Here is a 21,715-nt window from a genome sequence, read left to right as displayed (position 1 = left end):
ACACGGCTCACCGCGACGTCCGGCCGGTCGGCCTTCCTGGAGGAACGCATGGGTGAGCACGTGGGTGAGCACGTGGGCCGGGCCCCGCTGCGTCAGATACTCGCGCTCGCCGTGCCCGCGCTCGGGGTCCTGGCCGCCGAGCCGCTCTACCTGCTCGTCAACACGGCCGTGGTCGGCCATCTCGGCGCGGTGCCGCTCGCGGGGCTGTCGGCCGGCGGGATCGTGCTGGCACAGATCGCCTCGCAGATGACGTTCCTGTCCTTCGGCACGACCGCCCGCGCGGCCCGGCTGCACGGCGCCGGCCGCCGTGCCGATGCCGTGGCCGAGGGGGTGCAGGCGACCTGGCTCGCCGCGGTCGCCGGGCTGGTGATCACCGTGGCGGGACAGCTGCTCGCCGCGCCGGTCGCCGGTCTGCTCACCGGTGACGGCCGGGTCGCCGGCGCCGCGGTGAGCTGGCTCAGGATCGCCCTGCTCGGCGCTCCGCTGATCCTGGTCACCATGGCCGGGAACGGCTGGATGCGCGGCGTGCAGGACATGCGGCGCCCGCTGCGCTACGTGCTCGCGGGCAACGTGATCTCCACCGCGCTGTGCCCGGCTCTGGTGTACGGACTCGGCTGGGGGATCGACGGCTCGGCGGTCGCCAACGTGGCCGGACAGTTGATCTCCGCGAGCCTGTTCGTGCGGGCGCTGCGGGCCGAGGGCGTGCCGCTCGCGCCGGTTCCGGCCGCGATGCGCGCCCAGCTCGGCCTGGCGCGCGACCTGGTGCTGCTCGGCCTGGCCTTCCAGGCGTGCTGGGTGTCGGCGACCGCGGTCGCCGCCCACACCTCCGCCGCGGCGGCCGGCGCCCACCAGGTGGTGTTCCAGCTGTGGATGTTCCTGGCCTTCGTCCTCGACGCGCTGGCCATCGCCGCCCAGGCGCTGGTCGGGGCCGCGCTCGGCGCGAACGACGCGGAACGGGCACGCCGCCTGGCCTGGCAGGTGACCGGCTGCGGGCTGGTCTTCGGGAGCCTGCTCGGCGTGGTGTTCGCGGCGCTGGCCGGTTCCCTCCCCCACGTGTTCACCACCGACGCGACGGTGCTGGCCGAGATGCCCGGGGCATGGTGGTTCTTCGTCGTCCTGCAGCCGATCGGCGGTGTCGTGTTCACGTTGGACGGAGTGCTGCTCGGCGCCGGGGACGCGGCATACCTGCGCACCGCGACGGCGAGCGGGGCGGTGCTGGGGTTCCTGCCGGTGGTGTGGGCCTCGCTGCGGTTCGGCTGGGGGCTGGTGGGGATCTGGTCGGGGCTGTCGGCCTTCCTGCTGATTCGAATGGTCACCGTGCTGGCCAGGCTGCGGTCCGGCCGCTGGGCGGTGCTCGGCTCCGTACGGTGATCCGGGCCCGATCCCGGCGTCTAACTCGGGAGGCGCCCGGCCGCGACCGGCGCCGTGTTCGGGGAGAAGCCTGGGCTCCGGCGGTTGAGTCGCCGGAGCCCTTGTCCCTGTTCTGCGGAATGAACGCTTCCGAGCTCGACAGTGCTCATCGGCGCGTTCATGTGCGAACCCTCGCCCTTCGGAGCATCTCTCACATCAGCCGACGCCATGGTGCTCATGAGGCAGTCACCCGGGCCTTACAGCCGTTCGCCCCGAAGCACGCGGTTCGTTCCGCAGGCCGTCTGACCGGCTTTCTATTCGTCAACCATCCCGGGGAGCATGTTGGAGCAGTGGCCCGCGACGCAGACATCCCAGAGGATGTCGTCGAGGTCCGAGCTGGAGCAGCTGTTCCGGGAGCAGTCGTTCTGGAAGCACCCGTTCCCGAAGCCCCCGTTCCCGAAGCACCCGTTCTGGAGGCCGGTGTTTTCGAAGGTGTTGTTGAACCCGTTGTCGATCCCCGTGCTACACGGGTTGGTACAACCCCAGCCGGTTGGGACGGTCGACGCGCTCGCGGCTGCGGCGCCCAGGGCGAGGGCACCACCGCCGAGCGCGGTGGAAAGTGCGAGTCCGGCGATGACCTTCTTGAGCTTGGGCATTTCGTCCCCCTCTAAAGGATCAACTGCCTAATATGTGCGCCATTCCTCAATAATGGGGAATCGCGCTTAATGACCGTTAAGTGGTCATTGCCCCGCGACGTCATTGTTTCCCGCCGGAACGGGCGATAAACGGCGATCTACGCTGTTTAATGACCATTGTCACAACAACAGCCCTCACTGCGCACTTATGTCGCCTTTATCCCGGAATGTCCGATTTCTAGCCTGCCTGCGCGGGTGGGCGGCAGGGGTCGTCCGACCGCAGCCTGCCGTTGAGAGCGTCCCTGAGCGCGTCGGAGAAGTGGCGGAAGTCGGGAGCCGCGCCGGACGTGGTCGTCGCCACGGGAAGCAGACATGATCGGAAGACCTGACTGAACGTGGCGTAGTAGGCGGACATGGGACGCGGCCTCGCGTGGTCCACCGCCTGGTGCACCTCGCGGGCGAACCTCGCGAGTTGCCCGCCGGTGATCTCGGTGTCCCGCTCGGCCGGGCGGGCCGCGCCGTCCGCGCCCTCGGACGCGAGCTCTCCGCACGTTCGCGCGGTCCCCGACCTCTCGTACCGCTCATACAGCGCCGCGACCACCGGCGGATAGCCGGCGCAGGCGAACAATCTCTCCTGGACGTCCTCCGAGACTAGGTAGTAGATGAGATCCCTGGCCTCCTCCTTGTGCGGCGAGTCCTTGGCGATGGCGAGGTCGACGCCTCCCAGCACCCCGGTCCCCGGGAACGAGAGCACCTGGAACCTCAGGCTCCCGTCGTCGTCGCGCATCAGCGGGTCGGCGGCCAGCCGGTTGAAGGCGAACGGCCAGTTGCGCATGTAGCCCACGCGGCCCGTGCGGAAGGCCTGGAGGCTGCTCTCCTCCCGTAACACGCTCTCGTCCCGCAGCGTGCGCGTGCCGTCCTTGACCGTGAACAGGGCATCGCGCCAGGCACCGAGCGCGTCCATCACCTTCTCGCCGTTGCCGTCCTCGTCGAGGACGACGTCTCCCCTGCCGTCGACGACCACGGGGCCGTCTTTGGCCTTCTGGTCCTCTGCCTTCTGGTCCTCTGCCTTCTGGCTCTGGGCCGAGAGGATCGCTTCGAGCAGGTTGACGGTGCCGCCCTCGTAGTCGTCGAACTGCGCGGCATAGCCGTGCTCCTTGGCCAGTTCGAGGAACCTCTTCGTGTCCTGCGGTGGCGGAGCCGGTACGTCGGTTCGCCGGTACAGGAGCGGAGCGTCGGCGGCGAACGGCACCGCGAACCGCTCTCCATCGACCTGCCCGGTGCCCAGGGACTGCCGCAGGAAGTAGCGCTCCGGGATGCCGCCCAGCTTCTCGGGGTCCAGCTCGAACTTCTCCAGATAGTTGGTCCTCGCGAACTCCGTGATGTAGGCGACGTCCAGGAGGAGCACGTCATAGGCGCATCGCTTCGACTGCGCCGCGGCGGCCAGTTCGGAACGCTGCTCGTCGGAGGACTCGGAGATCTCGACCAGCGTCGCCTTCAGCGGTTTCTTCTTCAGTTTGCGCTGCTCGTCGTTCCACTCCTTGATCACGTCGTGGCGTACGCCGCCGGCGCCGATCTCCGCCCCCGTCCCTATGACGAGGTCGTCCGGGCGGCCGGGGCAGGAGTCGGGCGAGGACGACGTTCCGGAGTGCTGGCTCACCGCGATCACGAACACCGCGCCCGCCAGGAAGCAGGCCGCGGCGAGCCTGAGGTGGAACCTCGTGAAGCGTTCGTACCAGCGGTTCCAGAACGCTCCGAGGGATCCCGCCGCCATCACGACCACTCCCTGAACTGGAAGATCATCCGTCCGAGCGCTCCCGCGACATCCGTACCGGCCGCGTCGTCGCACACGACGTGCTTGGCGACCGGCTCCGAGGACCCGGGCGGCTCGCCGGACGGCGACGCGGACACCGACGGCCGCACCGCACGTGGGGCCTCAAGACCGTCCGGGCACTTTCCCCCAAAGGTGAGGATGTAGAGGTTCGATACGTCCGCGGCTGCTTCCAGAGCGCGCCTGATGGACCGCCCGGCGTCCCCATGGTCGGGTTCGTCGTTGAAGGGGCCCCCGTCGGTGATGACGGCGAGCGAGTTCGCCGGGCGGCTCAATCCGCCGATCAGTGTCGAGATCGGCTCGTCGAATCCCGACTGCGTGTCGTCCGCGATCCATTGAAGGATCTCGCCGTACCCCCTCGGGCCTTGTCCACCGCCCGCGTCGCCCTCCCGCGCCATGGGGGCCTTCGCGCTCCCGCGGTCGTCGGCGAAGAACTTGCCCGCCGAGACCTGGTCGGTGTCGGTGAGGATCTGCCTGACCTCGGCCAGGGCGTCGTGCAGAGCGGAGGCGGACGCGGTGGGAGACCGTGCCATGGATCCCGATCCGTCGATCATCATCTGGAGATCCACCCGGTGACCCGGCCTGGCGGCGTCCGCGGATATCCGGGCCGGCGACGACGGCTCTGGTCCCTCCCCGGCGGGCTCGAACAGCTTGTTGTGCGCGAGCCACGTGGCGAAGGCGTCCAGCGCCTCCCGGCGGGCCGGATCCTCCGACCAGTCGATCTCCACGAACGGATAGTCGAGCGTGGGCAGGTCCACGGAGGAGACCGCGGTCAGCGCCGCTCTTCCCGCGAGCGGATTGTGCGCGCACCCCTCGATGCCCATGTCGCTGCCGCGGTTGTACTCATCGGCGCTGTGCGACGGAACCAACGCCACCAGCCTCGCCCAGTCCTCATCAGTCCAGTTCTCGTCAGCCCACTTCCCGTCAGTCCCGCCCTCGTCCGCCGCCTCCTGGCCGGCGCCTCTCAGATGGCACAGCAAGGCGTTGGCGCTGTTGTCGAAGGTCGCACGCAGTGCGGTGTCGCCGGACCGAGGCTCGGCCCGGCTCAGGGTCGTGGCCACGATCGCGCCGGACGTGGAGAACGCGGGCTGCGGGTAGACGAGCGACATGTCCTTGCTCCGGGCCCGCTCCACGATTCCGGCAAGCGGGTAACCCGCGCTCTCCAGCTCGCTGGTGAGCAGATCGTTCTTCGCCGCGCCGAACACCGCGATCGACATGTGGTCCGTCCCCACCTGTTCGTTCCTCTTGCGCAGGAGGGAATTCAGGCTGCCCGCCTTCTCCGGCACGCCCCCGTTTCCCGTCTTCTCACCGCCCTTCTCCGACACGTCCTGAACGACGAGGTCGAACTCGGCGGAACCGGTGGGAATCCATGCGTCGGGCGTCAGGCCGAGCATCCGGCGATAGGGCTCGTCGTTTTGCAGCGCGTCGTCCCGGAGCCACTCATTACGGAAGCCGTAGCGCATTTCCTCGATCGTCGGCGCGACGCCGACCGCTATCCGAACCGGTGCGCAGCCGTCCGTCCGCTGCTCCTTCGTATAAGCCTCGGCCCTTTCCCGCAGCGCCGTCACGTTCTCGAGAGCAGTGATGACACGCAACTCTCGCGGGGGCTCGCACGCGCCGGGCGGGGCGACCACCCTGAAGACCACCAACCCCACCAGGCCCGTGAACGCCCCCAGGCACGCGGCGAGGTAGCCGACCGCGAGGGGCACCAGCATCCGGCCCGCCCAGCTGCGAAGTCCCTGGGGCCACTGGATCCGGCGCAGAGGCCACAGGACCACTGCGGCGACGGCCGCCGCCCATCGGCCGGACGTCCTGACCTTGCCCCGCCACAACGGGTAGCAGCAGATGCTCACGAGCGCCCCGACGGACACGGGAACGGTGATGAGCGGAGTGACCGGCGCCTGCTCGATGAGACTCTGCAGCCTGTTGGAGAAGGGCGTCGCCACCGCTGTCACCACCAGCGTCGCCACGGAGGTGACCGCCGCGGTCAGTGCCGTGGTGACCAATCCGGATCGGCTGTTGGAGTGCTCCTCCTGTTTGTTTCGGCTTTTTCCGCGTATATCCGGATTTTCTCCTGAAGATCGATCCGGGCTTTCTCCTGGTGAGGGCACGGGGGCGGACATGAGGAAGAGCCTGTTCGACGGGCTGGCTGATCCGGCCGACGCCGGACCACGAAAGATCGCCCCCTATTGTGCGCGGCGCTGTCAGGAAATGTAACCCCTTTCTTACAAACAGCCACCGGACTGCCGCTCAGCGTTGCGCGAAGCGCGCTCTCAGCCCGCCCGCAGCATGGTGACGAGCGCGTGCGCGACGTCGAGGAACTGCTCACGCGAAGAGCTCGCCGTCTGCAGGTCGACGAACGCCTCGTGGGCCCCGGCCGCGGCGAGGGTCAGCAGATAGTCGGCGACCTGCCGTACGGTTCCCGCGTGCGGCACCTGGTCGGCGGGCGCCGGCGAGTCGGTGATCTCCGGATTGACCCGCACCACCATGCGCAGAGCGGACGGGTCCCGGCCCGCGCGGGACGCGGCCTCCAGAGCCAGGTCCCACAGGGAGGTCAGGTAGGCCATCGGCATGGCCGCGCTCAGCCAGCCGTCGGCCCGCCGGCCGACTCGCTCCAGCGCCGGAGGCGTGTAACCGGCGAGCAGGATCGGAGGGCGCGGCCGCTGGCAGGGCTTCAGGTCGATGTGCGACGGTGGCACCGTCCACAGCGCGCCCTTGTGCTCGACCACCTCACCGGTCCAGGCGGCCTCCATCACGTCGAGCGTCTCCTCCAGCCGGTCGCCCCTCCCCCGCCACGGCACCCCGGTCGCGGTGTACTCGTCACGAAGCCAGCCGAGACCGATGCCGACATCCAGCCGTCCGTGACTGAGCAGGTCGAGCGAGGTCAGCGTGCGGGCGAGCAGGACGGGCGGCTGCCACAGCGCGTTGAGCGTGCTGGTCCCCAGCCGGATCTCGCGCGTGCTGACGGCGGCCAGCGTCAGCGCGGTGAGCGGGTCGAAGAAGGTCCCGAAGGCCGGGGGGACCGTTCCGTCCCCTCCGGGGTACGGATCGCTGGGCGTGAGCGGCAACAGGATGCGGTCGCCCGCCCACAGGCTGTCGTAGCCCATGGATTCGAGATCCGTGCTCGCCTGCCGGATGAACTCCGGGTCGGCGAACGCGCCGTACTGGGGGACCGTGTATCCGAGCCGCATGAGTGTTTCCTTCGCTGTGCCCCGATTGAAGATCGCCCTGGTCGGGCGTCGGCGGAGACGCTAGGAAAGCCCGCTTACGGAAAACTTGGACAGGCCGAGATTCAGGGCCCAAGAGCGTCCCAAGGCTGGAGTTGCCTGTGGACGGTGGTCGAAACCGGCAGCACGAAGGTTCCTGCGCGCCACTCCTCGGCTGCGGCGCAGGCAAGGGCGGCGGCGCGCGAGCGGTCGCCCGGCCCGGCTGCCTGTCACGGCGGCCGGCCGGGCCGGGCGACACCCGATCCGGACCGGAAGTGCCGGCTCCGGAGCGTCCGCTCCGGGACGCCGGCTCAGAGGCAGCCGCTCAGAGGCAGCGCTCAGAGACATCCGCTCAGAGACATCCGCCCGCTCCGGGTGACCGCTCAGGCGGGGACGGCCGCCTCCACGCGCGGGGCGGCCGCCCCCGCGGATGCCTCTGCGTGGTCGGCGGCGGACTCACCGGTGGAGTCGTCGGCGGCGTCGGGGCCGGCAGCGGGGCCGGCATCGGGGTGCGCCGCGATGAACTGCTCGACGACCTCGTCGGACATCTTCCCGCGCGCGGGCACGTCCAGCCCCTGCTCGCGGGCCCATTCGCGCACGTCCGTCTGGGTGTAGCCGCGCAGCCGCGGGGAGGCGTCCGCGGCCTTCTTGGCCCGCGACGCCTGCTTCACCTCGCGGGCGTTCTCCAGCACTTCGTCGATGAACGCGAGAGCCTCGCTCAGCCGCTGCTGGTTCGCGTCGGACAGGTCGATGGAGAAGGTCCGGTTCAGCAGCGGGAACTCCCGTCTCGCCACATCGTCGCCCTCGGAATGGTCGAGGTCGTCAACCAGTATCACCTTCTGCGCCACGTGCAGCCCTTCCAGGGTGGATCTCCGTCTATCTGGACCGTGGCATCTTACTGGTGCTTCCGTTGCCGGTCCGCCTTCCCGGGCTCCTCGACCCGAGCGCGAACGCCACGGCGGCGACGCCGTACGCGATGGTCGTGAGCAGGGCGGGCAGGAGTCTCCCGGGAGACGAGTAGTCGGGCTGGCTGCCCGCGCTGATGTCCGCCACGATCACCGAACGCGGGAACTCGTCGATCGCGACCACCAGGTTGACGACCACCAAGACGCCGAGCAGCGCCACGACACCCCACCTCGCCTTCCGCAGATGCCGGTGGAAGACGGCCGCCACCAGGACGAGCATCGTCAGCCACCACGCGATCATGACGTCCAGGCCGAAGAACCGGCGCGCGGCGACCCCGATGAAGAGCCCCAGGAAGGAGAGGAGCGGCTGGTAACCGGGGAAGCCGCCCGGCCCCGCGATCGGGAGACCCATGGGCGCCGCCGCGGCGAGCACCGCCAGGACCAGCCACGGCCATGCGCGGCGCGCACTCACCTCGCGCAGCGGATCCCGCTCGGACACCGCCGAAGTATCGCAGGAAACGGACTCATTCAGGGCCGTGCGTGCCCCACCCGGAGACGATCAGGTCGTCCTCGAAGACCAGCACCTCGTTGGCGAGCGCCCCCGTCTGCCTCCGGAAGTTGACGACGACACAGTCGACGCCCGCGTAGACGCCGACGACCTCGAACCGCAGATCGGGGTTGCGCCGCAGCCCCTCGGCCCAGTAGGCCCGCAGGGCGTCCTTGCCGCGGATCGTGCCGTTCGATCCCTCGACGAGCCGCGCCGCGATCGGGGAACGGAACACCACGTGGTCGGCGTAGTGCCGCATGATGCGGTCGAGGTCGTGGGCGTTCCACTCGGCCACCCAGGTCTCGGCGAACGCGTGTGCCCGGTCAAGATCCATGACCTCATCCAAGCACGCCGTGACGCTTCACCGCCTGCGCCTCCGTCCGCCGGTGCGGCCCCGGGCGCCGGGGCGCGGACCGGGCACGAACCTGAGCGGATGGGACCGCGCGCGCATGGTGTCGAGGACCAGCCTGCGCAGCTCCTCCATGCTCTCTTGTGCGGGGTGGCCGGAGGCGGCCATCGCCTCGACGAGGGCGAGCGCGCTCGGCCCCGCCATGGCGCGCAACTGCTCCAGCACCTTCTCCGGGCCGGCCAGCTCCAGCAGGCCGAGCACGCCCTCCGTCGTCACCAGCAGGTTCTCGTCGGCGCCGAGATGGCCGTGGCCCGGATCCCCGCCGTCGGCGAGCTCCATCAGGACGATGGGGCCCAGCACCGGATCCGTACGCAGGCCGGCCAGCATCGACCGCAGGCCCGGATGGATCCTGGTCAGGAGGGAGAGCATGGCGGCCGCCCGGGTGCGGAAGGAACAGGCGCGGACCGCGTCCAGCAGCGGCCCCGGGTCGCCTCCGTGCGCCACCAGCCAGCCGTCGAGCTCCCGTGCGGCGGCGTCCGTCGGGTAGTGCTCCACGAGCACTCCCAGCAGCTCGGCCGGCGAGGCGTCCGCGAGCTCGCCGATCAGCGGGGCGTCCCGGCCCTCGGCCAGCATCCGCTCGCGCGCCGCCCTCGCGCCGAGTGGCGTCAGCCGTACGAGGAGGCCCGGCTCGGCGAGACGCCGCAGCAGCCGGGCCCGCGCCTCGGCGGGCAGCGCGGGCGTGGCGCCGGCGGTGAGATCGTCGTCTGGGAGCTCGCCGGCGAGGTCGCCAACGAGGTCGCCAACGAGGTCGCTGGAGTAAAGCGCGTCGGCCACGCCGTGGCTCAGCTCCACAGCGCCGAGCTCGGCCAGCACCTCGAACGCCCGCGTCAGCTCCCGCGCGAGCCGGTCGCGCCAGGTCTCCTCCGGCACGCGGCCGGACGGCACGTGGTCCTGGTAGACCAGCCAGACCGTCTCCTCCAGCCGGGCCGTCGGCATCGGGCTCGCCATGCCGTACATGCTGTAGAGCACGTCGGGCATCAGCTCGTCGAAGACCGACCACAGCAGCGACGACGACGCCGGTATGTCGCGGCCCAGCTCGAAGTACGCCTCGAACGCCCGCGACCACAGCTTCTCGGGATCGTGCAGGAGCGGCGCGGCCTTGGCGACGCGGAGCAGCCGGCCCTTGGACGCGCGGACGATCCGGGCGTGCTTCGCCCATGCGAGCAGCAGACCGACATCGGGCAGGTCCGCGGCGCCGCGCGCCTCCGGATCCCGCTCACCGGTGCCGAGCAGTTCGGCCAGTTGCCGGGCATCGGCAAGACGAAGGTGACCGGCCTCGGTGAGCGGCTTCCCCTCGGTGCCCACCCAGTCGGCGAGGGCCGAGAGCCGCCGTACGACGTCGCTGCGCGCCGCCGCCTCGGCGAGTTCACCTGCCGGCGGCAGGGTCAGCGGGGGCTGCGGGAAGGCCCGCTGCCCGTCGAGGTGCGGACGGGCGAACCGCGCCTCGGCCACCCTGTCGAGTTCCGCCCTGTCGAGTTCCGCCCTGTCGAGTGCCACCGGAGCGGACGCGGCGGCGTCCTTCACCGCCTGTTCCAGCTCGGCCAAGGTGGCGCCACGCGGGTCGCGCAGCCCCTTCGCGGCGATGTACCGCAGCAGCGTCAGCAGGCTGTCCGGCGCGGTGTTCGGCACGGCGTTAGGCGCAGTGTTCGGCACGGCGTTGGGCGCTGTGCCCGGCGGCTTCCGGCGAGCGGTGGCGTGGCGCGGGATCCACTCCAGCAGGAACCTCCGGACCTGCGCCTCGTCCCAGTAGGCCAGCCGGCCGTCCACGCTGTGGTGGCGGAAGTCCAGGGCCGCCCGCAGCACCGGCGGCTCGGCGGCCATGCCGCGCTCCGCCGCCCAGACGAGGCAGCGGCGGACCAGCAGGTCCTTGGCCGCCTCGAACTCCTCGGCCTCATGCGGCTCGAACCAGGTGCGCATCGGACCTCCTCATCCACGACCATTCAGCGGAGGGTATCCGTACGGATACCGACAGCACCGGGAAACGGCCCGGCTCCGGTGGTGACTCCACACGGCGCGGGTAGGACGAGGGCATGCCGGAGGGGCATCTGGTCCATCGCTACGCGGACGAGCAGCACGAGGCGCTCGTCGGGCGCGTGGTCAGGGCCACGAGCCCGCAGGGCAGGTTCGACGCGCGGCCGTACGACGGCAGGGTCGTCGAGGGCGTGGAGGCACTCGGCAAGCACCTGCTCTACCGGGTGGAGGACGCCCCGCCCATCCACGTGCACCTCGGCATGCAGGGCCTCTTCCTGCGGTACGACGACCCGGCGGCCGAACCACGCAGGGGCACCCGGCTGCGGCTGGCGACCGGCGAGGCGGCGTTCGACCTGATCGCGCCCGCCCGCTGCGAGCCGATGGACGAGCGGGCACTGGCGGCGCTGCGGGCCACGACCGGCCCCGACCCCCTGCGAAACGACACCGACAGGGCCGACGCCGTGCGACGCCTGCTCGCCGCCCGCACCGCGGTCGGCGCGGCCGTGCTCGACCAGAGCGTGTGGTCGGGGGTCGGCAACGCCTGGCGGGCGGAACTGCTCTTCCTCACCGGTCTCGACCCCGGCGCCCGCGACATCGAGGCCGAGGCCGCCGGGCGGCTGTGGGACGCCGCGGTGCGTTACCTCGCGCTGGGCCGGGACGCCGGACAGGTGGTCAGCGACCCGGACGCGCCGGACGAGCGATGGGTCTACAAACGTGCGCGCTGCCGCCGCTGCGCAGCCGTCGTGCGGACCTGGACCCTGGCCTCCAGGACGGCGTACGCGTGCCCGGCCGACCAGCACCTGCATGCCCTCTGACCTGGGAAGTCACGCCTTCATCGACGTGTTATACCTAGGTGAACGAAGGCCGGAGACTGCTGGACATCCGCCGCATCTACGTCGAACCCGCCGCGGCCGAGCTGCCGCGCGGCAAGGAGATCCTCGATCGGTTCCCCGGGGCCGAGCGAATCGAGATCGAGGCCCACCACCGCATTCCCGAGCTGTACGGGGACGAGGCGAACGTGGCCCGATGGGTCAGGATCAAGACCGAGGCGCTGGTCCTCGGCGTCAAGAAGTCGCTCACCGCGCGGCCGAACGGCCGGTCGAGCGACTTCATCGCGCCCTCGACCGCCAACGGCTGCGCGATGGCCTGCGCCTACTGCTACGTGCCGCGCCGCAAGGGCTACAGCAACCCGATCACGGTGTTCGCCAACATCGACAAGATCACGGGTTATCTCGCCAGGCACGCCGGGCGGCAGGGGGTCAAGCCCCTGCCCGACCAGGTGGACCCGCACGCCTGGGTCTACGACATCGGTGAGAACTCCGACTGCTCGGTGGACGCGACCGTCTCCGACAACGTGCGCGACCTGGTCGGCCTCTTCCGCGGCCTGCCGAACGCCAAGGCGAGCTTCGCCACCAAGTACGTCAACCGCGATCTGCTCGGCTGGGACCCGCAGGGCCGTACGCGCGTCCGCTTCAGCCTGATGCCGGCCGCCGACGCCAAGCTGCTGGACATCCGCACCTCACCTGTCGCCGACCGGATCGCGGCCATCGGCGACTTCGTCGAGGCGGGATACGAGGTGCACGTCAACTTCAGCCCGGTGGTCGTCCGCGACGGCTGGCTGGAGGACTGGGCGGAGCTGCTCGGGCAGCTCGACGACGCGCTGAGCCCCGCGGCCCGCGCCCAGCTCGCCGCCGAGGTCATCTTCCTCACGCACAACGACCGGCTGCACGAGGTCAACCTCGGCTGGCATCCCAAGGCCGAGGAGGTGCTGTGGCGTCCCGACCTCCAGCAGCCGAAACGCTCACAGACGGGCGGCTGGAACGTCCGCTACAAGACCGGCGACAAGGGCCGCTACGTCACCGCGCTCACCGACCTGATCGCCGAGCAGATCCCGTACTGCCGGGTCCGCTACGCCTTCTGACCGCCGTCCGGCCGCGCGAGAGCGCGTACGGCGAGCCTGCACGCGGCGGTGCCGAGGGCGTCCGGGCCGCGGTCGTGGCGGTCAGGCGCGGGCCGCGGTCGTGGCGGTCAGGCGCGCGCCGCGGTGACCACCACCGTGGCATAGGTCATCGCGAAGCCCCCTCCCATCCGGTCGATGGCGGCCCCGACGTCCACCAGCACCTCGGCGAGTTTGTCCGGCGGAAGCCAGGTCAGGGCGCCGGACGTGGGCAGCTGGTCCAGCCACTCGTCGCGGGTGTAGAAGCGCTGCCAGTCGAAGCGCCACTCCTCGGGGTCGCCGAACGCGCCCGCGTCCCTGATCCCGCCGGCGACCTTGGCGAACAGCCCCTGATAGGGATCCACGGACGACGTCGCCGGCTGGAAGCTGATCGGCGAGTCGGGCACGACCCGCCGGTAGACCGCGGCGAGGGCCTCCGCCACCGCGGCCGGGGGCTCGAACACGTGCCAGAACAGCGCCAGCCGGCCACCGGGACGCAGCGCCTCGGCCGCCTTCGCCGCTCCGGCGACCGGGTCGATCCAATGCCAGGCCGTTCCGGCGACGACCGCGTCGAACGTGCGGCCGGCGGGGTCCCAGGCTTCGAAGGTCGCCACCTCGACCTCGAATCCGGCACGGCGCGCGAAGTCCGCCATCCGCGCGTCGGGTTCGACGCCGAGCACCGTGCAGCCCGCCGCCCGGAACTGCCGGGCGGCGATGCCGGTGCCGCAGCCGACGTCGAGGACGTCCGGCCCGGGGCAGGCGGTCACGATGCGCTCCACCATCGCGTCGGGATAGGGCGGCCTGGTCCGGTCGTACCGCTCGGCGTCCACGCCGAACGACTCCGCCATTCCCCTGGCCTTGTGTGGTTCGTTCTCGGGAACTGAAGTGGGCATGCGCCCACTATGAGTGGGCAAGTGCCCACTCGTCAATTCGGATAAAGTCGGCGGACGGACAGGAGGGGATGGAACGGTGCCGACAGGGGTTGCCCTCCGCGACGTGCGGGAGCAGTTGTTCTCCGCCGCAGAGCGGGTCCTGCTCAGGGACGGGCCGAGCGCGCTGACCAGCCGGGCGGTCACCACCGAGGCGGGCTGCGCCAAGGGCGTGCTGCACCGGCACTTCGCCGACTTCGACGCCTTCCTCGCCGAGCTCGTGCTCGACGGCATCGCCAGGATCGACGGTCAGGCCGCCGCCCTGCGCGCCTCCGCCGGAAGCGGCACCGTCGCCGGCAACCTCACCACCGTGCTGACGGACCTGTTCGGGTCGGTCGCGGTGGCGGTCGTCGGCCTGATCATCTCCCGCGACGCGCTGCGCGCCCGGCTGCGCCAGGCCCGTCCGGGCCCCGGCCTCCCGCTCCTCACGGAGGCCGCGGTCATGCTCGCCGCCTATCTCACCGCCGAGCGCGACCTCGGCCGCATCGCGGCGGACGCCGACGTCGACACGCTCGCCCCCACACTGCTGGGGGCCTCACACCTGCTGTTCGCGGACAGGGACGGCGGCCCGCCGCAGGCCGACGCCGTCCACAAGATGGTGACCTCGGTCATCGCCGGCGTCGTACGGACCGAGGCGCAAGCGCCGGAAAGGCACGGCTGAGGGGTCAGCCCAGCAGCGGCGCGAGCGCCGCCTCCAGGTCGGGGACGCCGGTGAACAGGACGGCCGTCAGGCCGAGCGCCCTGGCCGCCTCCACGTTCTCCTCCCGATCGTCGACGAACAGGCACCGCCCGAGTGGCACACCCGCGCGCTCGGCCGCGATCTCGTAGATGCGGGGGTCGGGCTTGCCCACTCCCACCCGCGCGCTGCTGACCACCTCGTCGGCGAAGTGGGTCAGGCCCAGCCAGGCGAGGTCGTCCTCCAGGTCCAGCGTCGCGTTGGTCACCAGCACGACGGGCACGTGCTCCTGGGCCCGGCGCAGCAGGCCGAGCACGTCGTCGTCCACCCGGACGGGCGCCTTGACGAACGCCGTGACCAGCGCGCGGGCCTGCTCCCGCGGCACCTGGAGGGCCAGGGCGGCCTCGGCCGCCTCCGTCCACTGCTCGACGGTGATCTGCCCCAGCAGCGCCGGCCGGTCCACCTCGGGCGCGAAGACGACCTTCGTCGTGGTGCCCTCGGCCAGGCCCATCGCCCGTTCCAGCTCGTTGAGCTCCGTCTGGTCGTGGAAGCGGATGACACCGTCGAAGTCGCACAGCACCGCGTCGTACGGCCGGGGGATCGTCATCGGCCATGCATACCACGGGTGGTCGCCTCCCGGACGGCCGGCATGATCGGCCGATGATCGCGGCCACGGCCGAGCTCGGGTGCGGAACCGCGCTTCCCGCGCACGCTCCGCGGAGCTCACCGCGCCCCGACCTGGCGGCCGGAGCGCGGCGCGGGTCAGCGCAGCATGTCGAGGGACCGGGCGGTGCCGAGGGAGTCGTCGGCCGCCGTGTGCCGGGGCTCGGCCTCCCCGCGCAGCACCTCGTGGATGTGGCGGATGCCCCAGGAGAACGCGGTGCCCTCGCCCGGCTCGTGCCGGTCGATCAGGCGTCCGTCACGCCACACTTCGATCCCGTCGTGCGGCTCGGGGTGGAACGGATTGGTCAGCCGGATCTCCCCGCCGGTGCCGACCAGGCGGGTGTACGTCGTGAACGGCAGGGCGAAGCCGCAGCTCATCATCAGGCGGCCGGAGTCGAACTCCAGGACGCCGGCGGTCTCGATGTCCACCCCCGCCTCGCCCTTGACCGCGACGGCGTGGCCGGCGACGGCGTCGCCGCCGAACAGCAGGTGCGCGAGCCGTACGGGATAGCAGCCCACGTCGTAGAGCGCGCCGCCGCCGAGGGCCGCCTCAAGCCGGATGTCCTCGGTGCCCTCCATGGTGAAGTGGAAGGACGACCAGATCTCCCGCAGTTCGCCGATCGCGCCTCCGGCGAGCAGGCCGCGCAGCCGGGCCGTCTGCGGGTGGAACGGGAAGACGAACGCCTCCCAGAGCGGCCGGGCCGACCGGCGCGCCACCTCGATGACGTTTCCGGCCTCCGCGGCGGTGAGGCACAGCGGTTTCTCGCACAGGACCGCCTTGCCCGCTTCCAGGGCGGCGATCGTCCACTGCGCGTGCAGGGCGTTCGGCAGCGGGATGTAGACCGCGTCGATCGACGGGTCCTCGATGACGGCCTCGTAACCGCGCACGGCCCGGGTGACGCCGTTCCGCGCGGCGTACTCCTCGGCGCGGGACAGGTCGCGGCCGGCGACCACGGCGGCCGTACCCCCGCCGGCCTCGCGCAACGCGGGCAGGAACGCCCGCGCGGCGATGCCGGCCGTGCCGAGGACCCCCCACCGGACAGCCCCACTCATCCCGCACCCACTCCTCGCCACCGTTGCCGACATTTAACGATTCACCGGGAATACCTGCCGGGACCGTAGCACAGCGCGCTGACGGGAACTTTTGCCCCCAGAGTCCGATATCGGAGAGCCCAAGGGGGTACGTGACCCCGCGATCCCGACCGAGGCTCGACATGAGCGGACGAGGACGCGCGATGGGCGAGGAAAGACGGCGATTCACCCACCTCCCGAGCGACCGGGCGCCCGGGCCCGACTACTCGGGGCCGGGCGTCGAAGCGGAGCTCACCGGGCGGATGCCCGAGGGCCGCCCCGCCGAACGGCCCGAGCGGCCCGAACGGCTTGAGCGGCCCGAACGACACGAGCGACCCGAACGACACGAGCGGCCCGCACGGCCCGCACGGCTTGAGCGCGGCGGCGGACCGTATGACGACCTCTATACGGCCCGGGCCTCGTCCGCGCTCGGCAAGGTGGCGTCGGACGACGGCATGCTCGACGTCCGTGTCAAGGCGCCGGGGGAACTCGGCGGCCCCGGCGGGGCGACCAACCCCGAACAACTGCTCGCCGCGGCGTACGCCTCCTGCTTCCACAACTCGCTCACGCTGGTCGCCGGGCGGCAGGGCGTCCGCACCTGCGACGCCACCGTGGAGACGGCCGTCACGCTGCGCAAACGCGGCACCGCCGATGACTACACGATCGCCACCGACCTGACCGTACGTCTGCCGGGGGTCGAGCCCGCGGCGGCTCGCAGGCTGGTTGAGCAGGCCCACGGGGAGTGCCCGTATTCGCGGGCCTTCATGGAGGGCGCCGAGGTGCACGTCCACCTCGCCTGACCGCCGGCACCCCGGACCCTCCCGGACCGGTCTGACTCAGACCTTCTGCCACAGCGCGGGGACGTTCGGCGGCTCCCAGCCCACTAGCGCCGTGTGGGCCTGGATGCACCGATACGTCGCCCCGCCGTAGGTGACCCGGTCGCCCGCCTTGTACGCCGTGCCGGCGGCCCAGGTGCCACCGGGGACGGTCGGAGTGGGCGTGGGGGTTCGCGTCGGCGTGGGAGACGGGCTCGGGGTTCGCGTCGGCGTCGGGCTGGGAGTGGGCCTGGGGCTGGGAGTGGGCGTCGGGCTGGGCGTCCCGCCCCCGCCGACCTGGAGGTCGACGCAGGCATAGAACGCGTTGGCGGTGTCGGCCACATTCCAGATCGCCAGCACCTTCTGCCGGCCCGTCCGTCCACCCAGGCTCACGCTGTGGCTGACGGTGGCGGGCGGCTGCGCCCCGTGATCGTCGAAGACGGCTATCCGGGTGCCTCCGATGTAGTACTCCCACGTGCTGGTCGAGTGGCGGGCGGTCAGCGACCACGTGAAGGTGACGGTGTTGCCGACGCTGGTGGCCGGCCAGGGCTTGCTCTCGTCGTCGAGCTGGGCGAAGCGGGCGTTGCCCCCGCTACAACTGCGCAGACCTTTCGGTCCTTCCACGCTCTGCGGCTCGTAGACGATGTCGCCGCAATTGGGGACGCGGCCCTGGGCGCACATCGCCTGGCGACTCGCGGGCGACGAGATGTACCCGTGCGCCTGAGCCGGTGAGGCGATGAAGAGGGTGGCGCCGATGCCGATGATCGCCGTCGCGAGGAAGGTCAGCGTTCTTCGCATGTGTGCTCCTCACTGCTGGGGGGGTGGCGCAAATGTAAAAGAAAGTTTCCTAACAGTAAAGACCCAATGACTGCTGCGGTCAGAGGATCCGAGGCGGGTCGGCCCGCACCCCTGAGACTCCGATCCCTGAGGCGGGTTCGGCAAAAGGGAGCGGGAACGCGTTGACATGAGCCGCCCGCGACCTACACTCACACACGTGAACGATCGTTCAAGTGTTGTGGATCTCGTGACGGCCGACTCCTGCACGCTCCCCGTGGTGGACGCGCACCGGGTGGAGACCGTCAGGGGGGCCATGCCGGCCCAGGAGACGGTGGAGGACCTGGCGCAGGTCTTCGGCCTCCTGGCCGACCCCGGGCGGCTGCGGCTGATCGCGGCGCTGCTGGAGGGCGGCGAGATGTGCGTGTGCGATCTCGCGGCGGCGACCGGTCACCGCATGTCGGCCGCGTCCCACGCCCTGCGCCTGCTCCGCGCCCACAACGTGGTGAAGGTGCGGCGCGCGGGAAGGATGGCCTACTACCGCCTCGCGGACTCGCACGTGCGACTGCTGTTCGACCTGGCGATCACACACATCGGACATGAGGAGAAGGACCGGAGCGATGGGTGAGACCGGCAAGGAGCACGGGCACCGCACCGGGACGGGTGACGACCGCGAGCACGGGCACGGGCATCGCACAGGGACGGATAACGACCGCGAGCGCGGGCGTGGGGGCGGGCATGGGGGCGCGCGCGGTCACGGGCACGGACGCGGACATGGACATGGGCACGGGCATGCGGTCAGCGCCGAGGCCGATCGGCGTCTGCTGACCGGCGCGCTGGCGCTCATCCTCGGCTTCATGGCGGTCGAGGTCGTCATCGGCGTCATCGCGCACTCCCTCGCCCTGGTCTCCGACGCCGGGCACATGCTCACCGACGCCATCGCCATCGCCTTCGCGATCATCGCCATGCGGATCGCCGCCCGTCCGCCGCAGGGCGGCTTCACCTACGGCCTGAAACGCGCCGAGATCATCAGCGCCCAGATCAACGGCATCACGCTGCTGCTGCTCAGCGTCTACTTCGTCTACGAGGGCATACGCCGGCTGATCGAGCCCCCCGAGGTCGAAGGCGCGTACGTCGTCGCGACCGGCATCGCCGGAATCGCGGTGAACCTGGCCGCGACCTGGCTGCTGAGCAGGGCCAACCGCGGCAGCCTGAACATCGAGGGCGCCTTCCAGCACATCCTCAACGACCTGTTCGCCTTCATCGCCACCACGGTCGCCGGCGCGGTGATCTGGCTGACCGGCTGGGGCCGGGCCGACGCCCTGGCCGCGCTGGTCGTGGCCGCCCTGATGCTCAAGGCCGGATGGGACCTGGTGCGCGAGTCCGGCCGGGTCTTCATGGAGGCGGCCCCCGCCGGGATGAACCCCGCCGAGATCGGCCGGAAGGCCGCCGCTCTGGAACACGTGGTCGAGGTGCACGACCTGCACATCTGGGAGGTCACCAGCGGCTATCCCGCCATGTCGGCGCACATCCTGGTCGCCCCGGGCGCGGACTGCCACGCCGTACGGCAGGCGGCGCAGCGGATGGTCCACGACGAGTACGGCATCGCCCACACCACGCTGCAGGTCGACCACGCCCCACCCGAGCTTCTCGCGATCGGCGCGGCGGCGGCCGGGGCGGCAGAGCCCCACTGCGCGGACGCGCACGGCCCCGCGCACGTCAACGGGCGGACAGAGGCCGCGGACGACCGCCGATCACAGGGCTGCGCCGGCCGCCGGCGCATCAGATTCCCCGGCGCCAGACGCCTCTCCTGACCTCGCCTCCCCTCTCCTCTCGTCCCCGACGTCTTCACCCTGGCGCCGGCCGTGGCCGGGCACGACCCGAGACGCGCGCGGAGAAGCACGACCCGAGACGCGGGCGGAGGGGAAGGACACGGCGGGCGTGAGCGGCGGACGGGCTCCGTTTGCCGTGCCACCTCAGGGGTATCAGGCGCGCATGTTCGCCCCGTCTGACCTGGACGTTCTCGTGCCCACCAAGGACCGCACGGGCGCGCTGGCCGTCACGTTGGCGGGCCTCGCGGCGCAGACCGTGTCCGGGTTCCGCGTCGTGATCTCGGACCAGTCGCACGAACCGGTCGCCGACGACCCGCTGGTGGCGGCGCAACTGCGGATTCTCGACCACCGCGACAGGCCGGCGGCCGTCCACCGCCACCTGCCCCCGCGCGGCATGGCCGAGCAACGCGCGTTCCTGCTCGGCCATGCCGCGCGGCGGCTGGCGCTCTACCTGGACGACGACGTGTGGCTGGAGCCGGAGGCGATCGAGGTCCTGCTGTCCGCGATCGGCGAGCTGCGCTGCGGCTTCGCCGGCTACGCCCTGCACGGCCTGTCCTACCGCGACGACGTACGCCCCGCCGAGCTCGCGCCGTACGAGGAGTGGCCGGACGGCGTGCGGCCCGAGCGGGTGCGCCGGGAGTCGCCGGCCTGGCGGCGCCACACCCTCCACAACGCCTCCAACCCGCTGCATCTCGCCCGCGAGCACCTCGGCTCGCCGGGTCCCCGGGAGTGGCGGCCGTACAAGGTGGCCTGGATCGGCGGCTGCGTGCTGTACGACCGGGAACGGCTGCTGGAGTGCGGTGGCTTCGGCTTCTGGCGGTCGGTGCCGCCCGGGCACGCCGGTGAGGACGTCGTGGCGCAGCTGCGCGTCATGGAGAGGTACGGCGGGGCGGGACTGCTGCCGAGCCGGGCCTACCACCTGGAGCTGCCCACGACAGTCACCGACCGCAGGGCCGAGTGCTACGACTACGTGTTCGAGACGGCATGGGCGCGCTGATCGAGGGCGTGCGCCGCATCGCGGTGCTGCGGGCCAACGCCCTGGGCGACCTGGTCCTCGCGATGCCCGCCCTGGAGGCGCTCCGCCGGGCCTATCCGCGGGCCCGGCTGACCCTCCTCGGCACCCCCTGGCACGCCCGGTTCCTGGACGGCAGGCCGGGACCGGTCGACGACGTCGTCGCCCTGCCGCCGATCTCCGGGGTGTCGTCGGCGGACGGCGGCCACCGGGCTCCGGAGAGCCTGTTCGAGGAGCTGCGCGAGCACCGGTTCGACCTCGCGGTGCAGATCCACGGCGGCGGGCGCAACTCCAATCCCTTCGTCAGGGCGATCGGCGCCCGGGTGACGGCCGGTCTGTGCACACCGGACGCCGAACGGCTCGACCGGTGGGTGCCGTACGTCTACTACCAGCACGAGACGCTGCGCTACCTGGAGGTCGCCGCGCTGGTCGGCGGGACGGCCGAGGCGTACGAACCGAGCATCGCCGTGACCGACGCCGACCGCGCCGAGCTCGCCCGCGTGTACGGCGAGCCGCCGCCCGGCCTGGTCGCGCTGCATCCGGGGGCGAGCGACCCCCGGCGGCGCTGGCCGGCGCGCGCCTTCGCGGAGGCGGCCGACCGGCTCGGCCGCCCGATCGTGATCACCGGCGTCGAGAAGGAGCGGGAGGTGGTCGAAGAGGTCGCGGCGGCGATGCGGCGGCCCGCCGCCACGGCGATCGGCACGCTCGGCATCGGCGGCCTCGCCGCGCTGTACGAGCGGTGCGACCTGGTCATCTCCAACGACACCGGCCCCCGGCACCTCGCCGCGGCGATCGGCACGGCCACCGTCGGCATCTTCTGGTGTGGCAACCTCATCAATGCCGGGCCCCTCACCCGCGCTCTCCACCGGCCGCTGGTCTCCTGGACCGCCCGGTGCCCGGTCTGCGGCGTCAGCGGACACGATCTCCGGGTGGGGCGGTGCCCGCATGACGAGTCGTGGGTGGCCGAGGTTCCGGTCGACGACGTGGTCGAGCAGGCCGAACAGCTGCTTGGCGGCCACCGCCCGGCCGTCGTCGCGAACCGGCCGCGGTGACCGTACTCCCCCGGTCGTAGCGGCGTACGACGCTGATCCCGCGGCGGTAGGACCGGGAGCCTTCCCGCGTGCGACGACGCCGGCGGCGCCCCGCGGCACCA

General features: G+C 71.5%; 21 protein-coding genes. 9 read left to right on the top strand and 12 right to left on the bottom strand.

All coding sequences use genetic code 11. From position 1 onward, the window contains the following. Positions 1-48: 48 nt before the first annotated feature. Complete coding sequence (locus ACGFIB_RS32345) at positions 49-1,371, top strand: MATE family efflux transporter (protein WP_142574920.1); 1,323 nt, start codon at positions 49-51, stop codon at positions 1,369-1,371. 293 nt (positions 1,372-1,664) lie between these two features. Here the strand turns inward: ACGFIB_RS32345 and ACGFIB_RS32340 are convergent, their stop codons facing one another. The 8 genes from ACGFIB_RS32340 to ACGFIB_RS32305 all read right to left on the bottom strand — a co-directional run bounded on the left by ACGFIB_RS32340 (position 1,665) and on the right by ACGFIB_RS32305 (position 10,800). Continuing rightward, positions 1,665-2,006, bottom strand: coding sequence for a hypothetical protein (locus ACGFIB_RS32340; RefSeq protein ID WP_357263251.1), 342 nt, complete (start codon positions 2,004-2,006; stop codon positions 1,665-1,667). Between the two features lie 217 nt (positions 2,007-2,223). Beyond that, positions 2,224-3,759: an extracellular solute-binding protein gene (locus ACGFIB_RS32335; RefSeq protein WP_393376885.1), complete on the bottom strand. Its 1,536-nt coding sequence runs from the start codon at positions 3,757-3,759 to the stop codon at positions 2,224-2,226. After that, on the bottom strand, positions 3,759-5,822 hold the full coding sequence (locus tag ACGFIB_RS32330) for a hypothetical protein (protein ID WP_393376883.1): 2,064 nt from the start codon (positions 5,820-5,822) through the stop codon (positions 3,759-3,761). Before ACGFIB_RS32330 ends, ACGFIB_RS32335 begins: the two co-directional genes overlap by 1 nt. 267 nt (positions 5,823-6,089) lie before the next feature. Next, positions 6,090-7,007 carry a TIGR03619 family F420-dependent LLM class oxidoreductase gene (locus ACGFIB_RS32325; protein WP_393376882.1) on the bottom strand — a complete coding sequence of 306 codons (918 nt, stop codon included), beginning with the start codon at positions 7,005-7,007 and terminating at the stop codon, positions 6,090-6,092. 398 nt (positions 7,008-7,405) lie between these two features. After that, positions 7,406-7,870, bottom strand: a complete 465-nt coding sequence (locus tag ACGFIB_RS32320; RefSeq protein WP_357240983.1) for a histone-like nucleoid-structuring protein Lsr2 — start codon at positions 7,868-7,870, stop codon at positions 7,406-7,408. A 28-nt stretch (positions 7,871-7,898) separates the two neighbouring features. Beyond that, complete coding sequence (locus ACGFIB_RS32315) at positions 7,899-8,426, bottom strand: hypothetical protein (RefSeq protein ID WP_393376880.1); 528 nt, start codon at positions 8,424-8,426, stop codon at positions 7,899-7,901. 25 nt (positions 8,427-8,451) lie between these two features. Further along, a complete protein-coding gene (locus ACGFIB_RS32310) occupies positions 8,452-8,808 on the bottom strand; it encodes a nuclear transport factor 2 family protein (RefSeq protein WP_142574927.1) in 357 nt (118 codons plus the stop codon). Positions 8,809-8,835: 27 nt separating this feature from the next. Continuing rightward, entirely contained in the window at positions 8,836-10,800 is a 1,965-nt protein-coding gene (locus ACGFIB_RS32305; RefSeq protein WP_393376878.1) for a hypothetical protein, read from the bottom strand. A 113-nt stretch (positions 10,801-10,913) separates the two neighbouring features. On the opposite strand from ACGFIB_RS32305, the gene ACGFIB_RS32300 reads away from it, so the two are divergent. Continuing rightward, positions 10,914-11,669: a DNA-formamidopyrimidine glycosylase family protein gene (locus ACGFIB_RS32300; RefSeq protein ID WP_393376876.1), complete on the top strand. Its 756-nt coding sequence runs from the start codon at positions 10,914-10,916 to the stop codon at positions 11,667-11,669. A 38-nt stretch (positions 11,670-11,707) separates the two neighbouring features. After that, positions 11,708-12,775, top strand: coding sequence for a spore photoproduct lyase family protein (locus ACGFIB_RS32295; RefSeq protein WP_393376874.1), 1,068 nt, complete (start codon positions 11,708-11,710; stop codon positions 12,773-12,775). Positions 12,776-12,882: 107 nt separating this feature from the next. On the opposite strand, the gene ACGFIB_RS32290 is transcribed toward ACGFIB_RS32295, so the two are convergent. Next, a complete protein-coding gene (locus ACGFIB_RS32290; protein WP_393376873.1) occupies positions 12,883-13,683 on the bottom strand; it encodes a class I SAM-dependent methyltransferase in 801 nt (266 codons plus the stop codon). Positions 13,684-13,759: 76 nt separating this feature from the next. Between ACGFIB_RS32290 and ACGFIB_RS32285 the strand changes: the two genes are divergently transcribed. After that, positions 13,760-14,380, top strand: a complete 621-nt coding sequence (locus ACGFIB_RS32285) for a TetR/AcrR family transcriptional regulator (RefSeq protein WP_393376871.1) — start codon at positions 13,760-13,762, stop codon at positions 14,378-14,380. Between the two features lie 4 nt (positions 14,381-14,384). Here ACGFIB_RS32285 and ACGFIB_RS32280 read toward each other — a convergent pair whose 3' ends face one another. Together ACGFIB_RS32280 and ACGFIB_RS32275 are read right to left on the bottom strand one after the other, a co-directional pair. After that, positions 14,385-15,002, bottom strand: coding sequence for an HAD family hydrolase (locus tag ACGFIB_RS32280; RefSeq protein WP_357025692.1), 618 nt, complete (start codon positions 15,000-15,002; stop codon positions 14,385-14,387). Between the two features lie 155 nt (positions 15,003-15,157). After that, on the bottom strand, positions 15,158-16,111 hold the full coding sequence (locus ACGFIB_RS32275) for a Gfo/Idh/MocA family protein (protein WP_357241004.1): 954 nt from the start codon (positions 16,109-16,111) through the stop codon (positions 15,158-15,160). 182 nt (positions 16,112-16,293) lie between these two features. On the opposite strand from ACGFIB_RS32275, the gene ACGFIB_RS32270 reads away from it, so the two are divergent. After that, positions 16,294-16,929 carry an Ohr family peroxiredoxin gene (locus tag ACGFIB_RS32270; RefSeq protein ID WP_393376869.1) on the top strand — a complete coding sequence of 212 codons (636 nt, stop codon included), beginning with the start codon at positions 16,294-16,296 and terminating at the stop codon, positions 16,927-16,929. Between the two features lie 36 nt (positions 16,930-16,965). On the opposite strand, the gene ACGFIB_RS32265 is transcribed toward ACGFIB_RS32270, so the two are convergent. After that, positions 16,966-17,742 carry a lytic polysaccharide monooxygenase gene (locus ACGFIB_RS32265; RefSeq protein ID WP_393376867.1) on the bottom strand — a complete coding sequence of 259 codons (777 nt, stop codon included), beginning with the start codon at positions 17,740-17,742 and terminating at the stop codon, positions 16,966-16,968. Positions 17,743-17,938: 196 nt separating this feature from the next. Here ACGFIB_RS32265 and ACGFIB_RS32260 point away from each other — a divergent pair, with 196 nt between their 5' ends. The 4 genes from ACGFIB_RS32260 (at position 17,939) to ACGFIB_RS32245 (ending at position 21,614) form a co-directional block, all read left to right on the top strand. Continuing rightward, a complete protein-coding gene (locus ACGFIB_RS32260) occupies positions 17,939-18,346 on the top strand; it encodes an ArsR/SmtB family transcription factor (protein ID WP_229689938.1) in 408 nt (135 codons plus the stop codon). Next, positions 18,339-19,532 (top strand): cation diffusion facilitator family transporter, encoded by a 1,194-nt coding sequence (locus ACGFIB_RS32255; protein WP_393376865.1) that lies wholly within the window; start codon positions 18,339-18,341, stop codon positions 19,530-19,532. Before ACGFIB_RS32260 ends, ACGFIB_RS32255 begins: the two co-directional genes overlap by 8 nt. Before the next feature lie 181 nt (positions 19,533-19,713). Beyond that, the gene (locus ACGFIB_RS32250; protein WP_142574938.1) at positions 19,714-20,547 is read left to right on the top strand and encodes a glycosyltransferase; all 834 of its coding nucleotides are present in this window, start codon (positions 19,714-19,716) and stop codon (positions 20,545-20,547) included. Continuing rightward, positions 20,535-21,614, top strand: a complete 1,080-nt coding sequence (locus ACGFIB_RS32245; RefSeq protein ID WP_357241016.1) for a glycosyltransferase family 9 protein — start codon at positions 20,535-20,537, stop codon at positions 21,612-21,614. Before ACGFIB_RS32250 ends, ACGFIB_RS32245 begins: the two co-directional genes overlap by 13 nt. Positions 21,615-21,715: the final 101 nt, after the last annotated feature.

Source organism: Microbispora bryophytorum, from assembly GCF_043197435.1.
Classification (GTDB): domain Bacteria; phylum Actinomycetota; class Actinomycetes; order Streptosporangiales; family Streptosporangiaceae; genus Microbispora; species Microbispora bryophytorum.
The sequence above is the reverse complement of the archived record's forward strand: the minus strand, read 5'-3'. Positions and strand labels throughout refer to the sequence as shown.

What these genes read in the sequence shown, in the direction of transcription:
- ACGFIB_RS32300 (WP_393376876.1), top strand. Translation starts at nt 10,914, where the DNA reads ATGCCGGAGGGGCATCTGGTCCATCGCTACGCGGACGAGCAGCACGAG.
- ACGFIB_RS32290 (WP_393376873.1), bottom strand. Translation starts at nt 13,683, where the DNA reads ATGCCCACTTCAGTTCCCGAGAACGAACCACACAAGGCCAGGGGAATG.
- ACGFIB_RS32305 (WP_393376878.1), bottom strand. Translation starts at nt 10,800, where the DNA reads ATGCGCACCTGGTTCGAGCCGCATGAGGCCGAGGAGTTCGAGGCGGCC.
- ACGFIB_RS32280 (WP_357025692.1), bottom strand. Translation starts at nt 15,002, where the DNA reads ATGACGATCCCCCGGCCGTACGACGCGGTGCTGTGCGACTTCGACGGT.
- ACGFIB_RS32310 (WP_142574927.1), bottom strand. Translation starts at nt 8,808, where the DNA reads ATGGATCTTGACCGGGCACACGCGTTCGCCGAGACCTGGGTGGCCGAG.
- ACGFIB_RS32265 (WP_393376867.1), bottom strand. Translation starts at nt 17,742, where the DNA reads ATGCGAAGAACGCTGACCTTCCTCGCGACGGCGATCATCGGCATCGGC.
- ACGFIB_RS32340 (WP_357263251.1), bottom strand. Translation starts at nt 2,006, where the DNA reads ATGCCCAAGCTCAAGAAGGTCATCGCCGGACTCGCACTTTCCACCGCG.
- ACGFIB_RS32245 (WP_357241016.1), top strand. Translation starts at nt 20,535, where the DNA reads ATGGGCGCGCTGATCGAGGGCGTGCGCCGCATCGCGGTGCTGCGGGCC.
- ACGFIB_RS32250 (WP_142574938.1), top strand. Translation starts at nt 19,714, where the DNA reads ATGTTCGCCCCGTCTGACCTGGACGTTCTCGTGCCCACCAAGGACCGC.
- ACGFIB_RS32335 (WP_393376885.1), bottom strand. Translation starts at nt 3,759, where the DNA reads ATGGCGGCGGGATCCCTCGGAGCGTTCTGGAACCGCTGGTACGAACGC.
- ACGFIB_RS32255 (WP_393376865.1), top strand. Translation starts at nt 18,339, where the DNA reads ATGGGTGAGACCGGCAAGGAGCACGGGCACCGCACCGGGACGGGTGAC.
- ACGFIB_RS32270 (WP_393376869.1), top strand. Translation starts at nt 16,294, where the DNA reads ATGGGCGAGGAAAGACGGCGATTCACCCACCTCCCGAGCGACCGGGCG.
- ACGFIB_RS32275 (WP_357241004.1), bottom strand. Translation starts at nt 16,111, where the DNA reads ATGAGTGGGGCTGTCCGGTGGGGGGTCCTCGGCACGGCCGGCATCGCC.
- ACGFIB_RS32345 (WP_142574920.1), top strand. Translation starts at nt 49, where the DNA reads ATGGGTGAGCACGTGGGTGAGCACGTGGGCCGGGCCCCGCTGCGTCAG.
- ACGFIB_RS32325 (WP_393376882.1), bottom strand. Translation starts at nt 7,007, where the DNA reads ATGCGGCTCGGATACACGGTCCCCCAGTACGGCGCGTTCGCCGACCCG.